This window comes from Bacteroidales bacterium (assembly GCA_014860585.1).
Lineage (GTDB): Bacteria > Bacteroidota > Bacteroidia > Bacteroidales > 4484-276 > RZYY01.
Genome location: JACZJL010000100.1, coordinates 25,358 through 33,748, shown reverse-complemented (window position 1 = coordinate 33,748; position 8,391 = coordinate 25,358). Strand labels below are relative to the sequence as shown.

The window sequence follows — 8,391 nt, the reverse complement described above, 5'->3', positions numbered from 1 at the left end:
GGCGACAGTGTGTTGGCCTATTTTGAGCCGGATCAGGCAGATGTGGCTGTTCAGGCCAGCCTGGAGATATTGGAAGAACTTGAGCGCTTGCGGCAAGCGGCGCCTTCCGATAGTGTGCTGCGCCTGCTCTATTGTGGCATTGGCCTTTCTAAAGGAGCGGTGGTGGAAGGCAATTTAGGTTCTTCGGTAAAGATGGATTTCACTATCATAGGCGATCCGGTAAATATTGCCGCGCGGCTGGAAGGGCTTACGCGACAGGTAAAAAAATCGCTGGTGATGTCGGCGGAAGTGCGTCAAAGCCTCAGGCAGGATTGGGATTTGGAGGACTTAGGGTTATTGGCACTGAAAGGAAAAAAAGTGAAGGTGCAGGCTTTTTCGCTGGCTAATCCGTTGGTTGATCAGTTTATCAGTCATCAACAGCTCGTAGAAGGCCTGGCTGGTTTAATGAAATAGGCTCGGGCCGGGCTTCGGTATGGCAGAGGGATCCTGAAATTTGATAGTTGAAAAAATTCAGAAAGGATTTTTCGTTCGGTTTTTTTTGCAGATACAAAACTTACAGTACCTTTGCCACAGATAACTGCCAAAAATGTGATTTTATTCACACTATCGGCACTTAAAATGTGATTTATGCATATTAACCGGGATATTTTACAACAATTGGTTACCTGGAAGGACAATCCCCGAAGCAAACCGCTTATCCTCCAGGGCGCCAGGCAGGTTGGTAAAACTTACGTTTTGAAACAATTTGGCCAGTCTTTCTTTGATAGCACTGCCTACTTCAATTTCGAAAAACAACCGGGGTTAAAACAGTTTTTCGCCGACACCAAAGAACCTCGCGAAATCATTGACAGCCTTACCCTGGTAAACGCCGGTCCCATTCACCCTCAGCGTACATTAATTATCTTCGACGAAATACAGGAGTGCAACGATGCCCTCAATGCCCTCAAGTATTTTAATGAAGAAGCGCCCGAATACAAAGTTGCTTGCGCAGGTTCTTTACTTGGCGTGGCTATGGCGCGAGGAGCTTCGTTTCCGGTGGGCAAGGTTGATTTTATGAACCTGCATCCGCTCAGTTTTGCAGAATTTTTAGCCGCTGCCGACTCTCCCTTGTTTGCTTATCTCGACTCGCTCGAAAAAATTGAAGCCATTCCTGATATTTTTTTCAATCCTTTAAAGGAAAAACTAAAGATGTATTTCATCTCAGGAGGAATGCCCGAAGCGGTGATAGCTTTGCTGGAACTTCGCGATGTAGGCGCTACCCAGGAGGCATTGCAAAATATTTTGAATGCTTATCGTCTGGATTTCTCAAAACATGTCGAAAACAAAGACATTCAGAAGATCTTTCATATCTGGGATTCAGTCCCATCACAATTAGCCCGGGAGAATAAAAAGTTTCTTTATCAAACGATAAAAACCGGCGCCCGTGCCAGAGAATACAAAGATGCGCTCAACTGGCTTATAAATGCAGGGCTTGTATGTAAAATTCATGCAAGTTCAAAACCTGCACTACCCCTGTCGGCTTATGATGATTTATCGTCATTCAAAGTTTATTTACAGGATGTAGGCTTGCTTAGGAGGCTGTCACAGCTCGATCCGACGGTGTATGGCGAAGGTAACCGCCTTTTGACTGAGTTTAAGGGCATGCTTTCCGAAAACTTTATTCTTAGCGGATTGCTTAGACAGTTCGAAGGTTTGCCCCGTTATTGGCGTTCAGGGAATCTGGCCGAGGTTGATTTCCTGATTCAGCATCAGAATAAAATAATCCCGGTGGAGGTGAAATCGGACGAAAACATCAAAAGCAGAAGCCTCATTGCTTATCGTCAAAATTTTTCGCCTGAACTCAGCCTGCGCTTTTCATTGCGTAACCTCAGAAAAGAGGAAGGATTTATTAACCTGCCGCTATTTATGGTTGACTACACCAGCAAATTCATTGGTCTTTATTAGCTTTTACGTGAGTCACCGAAATCATATCAACATTGAACCCGCTGGATCCCGGTAAATCCTGTTTCGTATTGATGGCTGCCATAACCATTACTTTCCCGGAATTTGGTAAATGAAGAGATGCGCACTATAAAGGTTTTTACGAATTAAAAAATTCCGGTTTTTGAAATGGTTTCAGGGATCGGCTTTGGGTAATTGCGTTTGGAAATCAACTCAATTTTATAGAAACAGGGAATTGACTACATCATAACATATTACAAATTCGAAGAAAGAACCAATGTTGGCAATTGTACATTATGCGATGAAAAAAAAATGCCAAGTTGAACCAGGTAATAGTGGAACATCCGGATTTTAACCGATTATTCAGGTTGATAGTAGAAGATCCCAAACTCCGAAATTGTTGGATTGAGCCGGCTGCTTAAAACTTTCAGGCGAAGTTCCCTGGCGGTGATTTCGTCAAAGCGGAGTAACCGTTTGTGACCAATGGTTGTGCCGGTGATGATCTGAATCCAATCGTTATTTCTGTCGCGGTATTCCAGGCAAAAATCCTCCACCCTCTGACCAACGGCAATGTTTTCCTGCAGGCTCAATACATTGAATGTCCGTATTTCAGGAAGAAGAATGTCAATGATTGTTGAGGTGTCTGATTCACTTTTTGTGGTGAAAAAAGTTTTTAAGTTATTATCCAGCATCAGATCCGGGTTAATTCCGTTGTTGCTGCTGATGGTGGCGCCTTTAGCCAGGTTTTTGGTAAAAGTCTTGTCGAGCAACGAGTTGAATCCCATCAAACTTATAACATCAAATTCGCTGATCAATCCATTTTTGTCAGGTGGAATATTCAGCAACAACACGCTGTTCATCCCGACTGAGGTAAAATAGATATCCATCAACTGCAGAGGTGTTTTCACCTGGTTGTTCTCCGATTCGCGGTAAAACCAACCTGGGCGGATTGAAACATCAGTCTCGGCAGGATACCACACCAGCCCTTTGGCTGAATAGACCTTTTCTCTGCTGCCCAAATCCTCTTCCATCAGGTCTCTTTGAGGCTTGAAGATGAGGTCGTTCTGAGACCGTCCGGCAATCTCCTGAAGGTCGAGATGGTCAGTGGGTATCACACTCCACTCGGTGAATCTTCCAACACCGGTTTCGGTTCCCACCCACCGTACGTCCGGTCCCATGATGGCGATCACAGCCTGCGGTTGCAACTCCCTGATCAGCTTGTACCATCGCATGAAGTCATATTCCTGCTTCCTGCCGTTTGCTCCTTCGCCACAGGCCCCGTCAAACCAAACTTCATCCACCTGCCCGTATTGCGTGAGTAACTCGGTAAGCTGATCAACAAAGAAATCGTTGTAGGCATCGGTGCCATAATTTTTTGCATTTCTGTCCCATGGCGACAGATAAATCCCAAACCCAATGCTGTTCCGGCTACAAGATTCAGCCACTGCCTTCACCACATCTCCTTTTCCATCCTGCCAATTGCTGCTTTTCACCGAATGTGCTGTTGTTTTGGTTGGCCACAGGCAAAAGCCATCATGATGCTTAGCCGTGAGCAAAACCTGTTTGAAGCCTGCATCTTTGATGGTTTTAATCCATTGCCCGGCATCCAGATTTTCCGGATTAAATAGACTGGGATCTTACGAGCCGTCACCCCATTCCCTACCGGTAAAGGTATTGATCCCGAAATGAAAAAAGGCAGTCAGCTCCAGTTGCTGCCACCTGAGTTGCCGTTCCGTCGGGACCACGTTGGCAGCCTTGCGGATCATCTCATCCGCTGAATCATGCTTACTAATAGTGATATAGTTGGGCTTTGGCTGAGCTTTTCCAGCATTGGCAATTATCAACCCGATCCAAATTATTAAAATGACTGTCTTTCGCATTTCTATGATTTTTCAGTCAAAAGTAGGTCAAATATTAGAACTTGTGGGTAAGGTGAATTGTGGTAATAAATGTATTATGGTGTCCACCATAATACATACTCCAACTCACTGATATAATTGAAGTTGATCAAGCATTCTTTGCGAATCTCTGTGTCTTGTCCGTGTTACTTTGTGATATAGCTCAACATGCTGTTACACAACCTGTCTCGTCCCATGCGGGGAAGTTTCACAAAGCAAACACAATCCCGTACGTACGTGACACAAAGTTGGGGTTCACAATCATAAAGCATGTACCTGCTTTCCAGGTAGCTTCTTTAGTGCATGCTAAGTAGATGGACAAAAAATTTTCTGAGAAAACTTACTTAATTGGACACCTCAATTAGTTTAAATAAATATCAAATGGCATCCTGGCCTGAATACCGGAAGCGTTTTGCCAGTAGCGCAACTGTTGGTAAAGCCTGTACTGCGGTCCAAGTTCGGCACGGATACGTGCTTCCATTGAACTTTCCCCTGTAAGTTCTTCCAGCAGTTGTTCGAAGAAGTCTTTTTGTACAGGGAATTCTTTAATGGAGTAAGTATCGAGTTCGGCTTTTGCTGCAGCGGCGGCGATGGCTTCGTTGATTCCGCCAAGCTCATCCACCAGCCCGATTTCGAGGGCATCGCTCCCAATCCACACACGTCCCTGTCCAATTTCATCCACCTGCTCAAAGGTCATTCCACGTCCTTCCACTACATGGTTTACGAAGGTTTTGTAAACATCCTCGATATAGCCCTGGATCACATCTCGCTGCATCGGTGTGAGCGGTTTGGTCAAAGTCATGAAATCAGAATTTGCGTTGGAGTTGGCATAATCGAAGGTGACCCCCAGCTTGTTTTTCATGGTCTGTTCGATGTTGGGGATCATTCCCAGCACCCCGATGGATCCTGTAATGGTTGAAGGTTCGGCGTAGATGGTATGAGCAGCGGCTGAAATGTAATAACCACCTGAAGCAGCCACATTACCCATCGAAACGATAAATGGTTTCTCGGCGGCGGCCAGTTTGGCTTCGCGCAAAATCACATCAGATGCCAATGCGCTTCCGCCCGGGGAATTGACACGCATGACAATGGCTTTCACCTTGTCATCCTTGCGCGCATCGCGGATGGCCTCGGCAATGCGGTCGGAACCAATCACATCGTCACTCCCTTTACCCGAAATGATCTCGCCAATGGCATAAACTACAGCCACCCTGTTTTGACGATCAACTTTTTCTTTTACCGGGTCCGGAGCATCAAAGTATTTTGCAAGTGTCAGGGTTTCCAGTTCAGTATCCTCAGCAGTTGAGGTCAGGTTTTTCAATTCGCTGATCACTTCATCATGATATTTCAGGCCATCAACAAAACGAAGTGAAACAGCATCTTCCGGCTTCCGGATCAGCAGTTCATCAGCGATGCGGTTAAGCTCATCCTTACTGATATTCCTTGATTGGGAAATACCATTTAATACTTCTTTCCAGACACCATTGATCAGCGCCATCATCTGCTCCCGGTTTTCGGGACTCATCTTCTCGAGCATAAACGGCTCTACGGCGCTTTTGTATTTGCCATGACGGATAATCTGCATGTCGAGATCAAGCTTTTCCAATGTTCCTTTGAAAAACATCAACTCCGCGGAGATGCCATTGAAATCGAGCATCCCTTCAGGGTTGAGATAAATTTTATCGGCAACAGAGGCCAGGTAATAAGCTCCCTGGGAAAAAGTCTCACTGTAGGCGATAATGAATTTTTCAGACTCCTTGAATTTCAGCAGCGCTCTACGAATCTCCTGTACATTGGCAAAACCTGTCTGAACAGAAGTTAAATCGAGGTAAATGCCTTTGATGTTGGGGTCTTTGGACGCTTTCTCCAGATTTTTCAGAATGTCGTTCAACCCAAGTGATGATATGGGCTGCATGGATGCAAAATCAATACTTGAGAAGGGGTCTTTCGACGACCGGTCACGAATCTCTGTGTCAAACTTGATATGAAGCACGGTGTTTTCAGCCACTTTTACGGCTTCTTTATCCATGATTGTTGCAAGGGAGGCAATCATCCCTATAAAAAATAAGAAAAGGATGACCGACATGATTAAAAAGCCTAGCATAGAGGCGAACATGAACTTAAAAAACTGTTTCATAACTTACATTGTATTAGATGAATAATAATTGAATTGCAAAGGTGGAATTTATTTCTGAAAAGTTGTCGTAATTTTGGCCCGATTTCAACGATTTTTACCTTACAAATGCAAACATGCTTTATACAACTCGGGAGTAACCTCGGAAACAAGGAGAGGAACTTACAAAATGCCCGCGATCTGATCATTTCAACCATTGGAACAATCACTATGCGATCATCGCTTTATTTATCGGAATCCTGGGGATTTGAGACGGCTGATATTTTTCTAAATCAGGTGATCAAAGTAAATACATTCGAAAGTCCTGAAAACGTGCTCACTAAACTATTGGAACTCGAAACAGTGATTGGACGAAAGCGCAACGGAAATGGCGGGTATGCTTCAAGGCTGATTGACCTCGATATGTTGTTTTATGCGGATAGGGTGATTAGCGAAAATGGACTTGTAGTGCCGCATCCTTTACTGCACAAGCGCAGGTTTGTATTGACCCCGATAAATGAGATAGCTCCTGATCTGGTACATCCGGTTTTTCATAAAACCATCAGTGAACTGCTGCTGAATTGCGACGACCGGCTTAAAGTAAAGCTTTACAAACCAAAACAGCCTAACTCCCTAACCTGGGCAAGCCTGAAATAACAAATGACAAGAAACAAATGACAAATAAATTCAAAATTTTGAATTTTAAAAATTCAAAACAAAACCTTCAACTTCCATCCTTACCTGTCTACCAGAGGCACGCAGGCAGGCTGTTTGAAATTTAGATATTTGTACTTGTGATTTATTTGGTATTTGCTTTTTGCTTTTTTGGAATTTGTGCCAAAAAAAGCAGCAATTTAAAAAAATATGACACAAGAACCTTATGAAATTCTCTGATTACAACTTCATCTCCATCGAGGGTAACATCGGCGCCGGCAAGACCTCCCTTGCCACCCGTATTGCTGCCGAGTGCAACGCAAAGCTGATTCTGGAGCAATTTGAGGATAACTCCTTCCTGCCGAAATTTTACAAAGAGCCGGATAAATATGCCTTCCCGCTTGAACTTTCGTTTCTGGCCGAACGCTTTGAACAGCTTAAAAAGGAACTCACCCACCGCGACCTTTTCACCAACTTCACCATCTCTGACTATTTCATCCATAAGTCGTTCATCTTTGCCCGTAAAAACCTGCCCGACGATACCTTTTCGCTGTACAAGAAATTGTTTGAAATCATTAGCGAAACCCTGCCCAAGCCCGATTTGCTGGTTTACCTGTACCTTGACATCGAACACCTTTTAGCCAACATCAGGCGTCGTGGCCGCAACTATGAACTTGATATCAAAGCCGATTACCTGGAAAAAATCCAGGACAGTTATCTCGATTTTATCAAAAAACAGTCGAACATGCGTATTTTGATCATCGACACCAACCAACTGGACTTTGTACACAAAGAGGAAGACTATAAGTTGATGATCAATGTATTGTCAGGTCAATACGCCACAGGGGTACACCTTATAAACCCAAAACCGGAATAGCTGATGAAGTCAAACAAATTTCTGCCGGCTGCTGCCAAATCCCTATCTTTGCGTTCAATTTTGATGAAAATGAGATTTCTCCTTTCGTTCATATTCTCCCTGTATCTCGTTTTTTTTGCTGCCGGGCAGGACCAGCAAAAGAAAAAAACGTCTGAGGCTGAAAGCATATTCATGGTCTATCCGTCAATTGGGTTCCAGATTCCCGGCGGAGATATGGCTGACAGGTTTGGACTGAGTTCGACTGTAGGTCCGGGCTTTCAGCACAAAACAAAAAGCAACTGGTTAATTGGTGCTGATCTGAATTTCGTTTTCGGCAACAAAATAAACGAAGACAGCCTGATACAAAACCTGCTCACCGTTGATGGTTTTGTGATCAGCGACCAGGGACAGGTAGCCAATGTAAGTTTTTTCGAGCGGGGATTTTATGCCATGGCCCGCGTCGGAAAAATAATCCCTGTTTTTGGTTCGAATCCCAACTCCGGCCTCATGCTGACAGCAGGCGCAGGATTTCTCCAGCACAGGATTCATATCGCTGTCGAGGAAAACATGGTTGCAGCACTGAGGGATGATTACAAAAAAGGGTATGACCGGCTCACCAACGGATTTAGTACAAGTCAGTTCATCGGCTATTTGCATCTTGGCGAGTCTAAACTTGCCAACTTTTTTATTGGATTTGAGTTCGTGCAGGCCTTTACCCAAAGCCGGCGCTCGATGAATTTCGACACCATGCAGCGCGATGATGCCAAACGTCTCGATATGCTTTACGGAATAAAAGCAGGATGGATCATTCCGTTCAGGAACCGGATGGCAAAAGATCATTTTTACTATTAGAGGTCTGATAACTAAGGCAGGTTGAGCAAAGAAACAACGGGTTGGCCTGATGATTTGAGATTACACTAAATTGTAAA

The 8,391-nt window shown here is 44.3% G+C and carries 6 protein-coding genes and 1 pseudogene; 5 read left to right on the top strand and 2 right to left on the bottom strand.

Going from position 1 to position 8,391, the window contains the following annotated elements; genetic code table 11:
* Both IH598_10385 and IH598_10380 read left to right on the top strand, forming a co-directional pair.
* Positions 1-453, top strand: a 453-nt coding sequence (locus IH598_10385; GenBank protein MBE0638916.1) for an adenylate/guanylate cyclase domain-containing protein, incomplete at its 5' end; no start/stop codon positions are given.
* A gap of 180 nt (positions 454-633) precedes the next feature.
* The gene (locus tag IH598_10380) at positions 634-1,944 is read left to right on the top strand and encodes an ATP-binding protein (GenBank protein ID MBE0638915.1); all 1,311 of its coding nucleotides are present in this window, start codon (positions 634-636) and stop codon (positions 1,942-1,944) included.
* Between the two features lie 356 nt (positions 1,945-2,300).
* On the opposite strand, the pseudogene IH598_10375 reads toward IH598_10380, so the two are convergent.
* Both IH598_10375 and sppA read right to left on the bottom strand, forming a co-directional pair.
* Positions 2,301-3,821, bottom strand: a pseudogene (locus IH598_10375) (alpha-L-fucosidase).
* A 379-nt stretch (positions 3,822-4,200) separates the two neighbouring features.
* Complete coding sequence (sppA, locus tag IH598_10370) at positions 4,201-5,976, bottom strand: signal peptide peptidase SppA (protein MBE0638914.1); 1,776 nt, start codon at positions 5,974-5,976, stop codon at positions 4,201-4,203.
* 105 nt (positions 5,977-6,081) lie between these two features.
* On the opposite strand from sppA, the gene folK reads away from it, so the two are divergent.
* The 3 genes from folK (at position 6,082) to IH598_10355 (ending at position 8,314) form a co-directional block, all read left to right on the top strand.
* Positions 6,082-6,609 carry a 2-amino-4-hydroxy-6-hydroxymethyldihydropteridine diphosphokinase gene (folK, locus tag IH598_10365; GenBank protein ID MBE0638913.1) on the top strand — a complete coding sequence of 176 codons (528 nt, stop codon included), beginning with the start codon at positions 6,082-6,084 and terminating at the stop codon, positions 6,607-6,609.
* 223 nt (positions 6,610-6,832) lie between these two features.
* A complete protein-coding gene (locus IH598_10360) occupies positions 6,833-7,483 on the top strand; it encodes a deoxynucleoside kinase (protein ID MBE0638912.1) in 651 nt (216 codons plus the stop codon).
* 69 nt (positions 7,484-7,552) lie between these two features.
* Complete coding sequence (locus tag IH598_10355; protein ID MBE0638911.1) at positions 7,553-8,314, top strand: hypothetical protein; 762 nt, start codon at positions 7,553-7,555, stop codon at positions 8,312-8,314.
* Positions 8,315-8,391 lie beyond the last annotated feature (77 nt).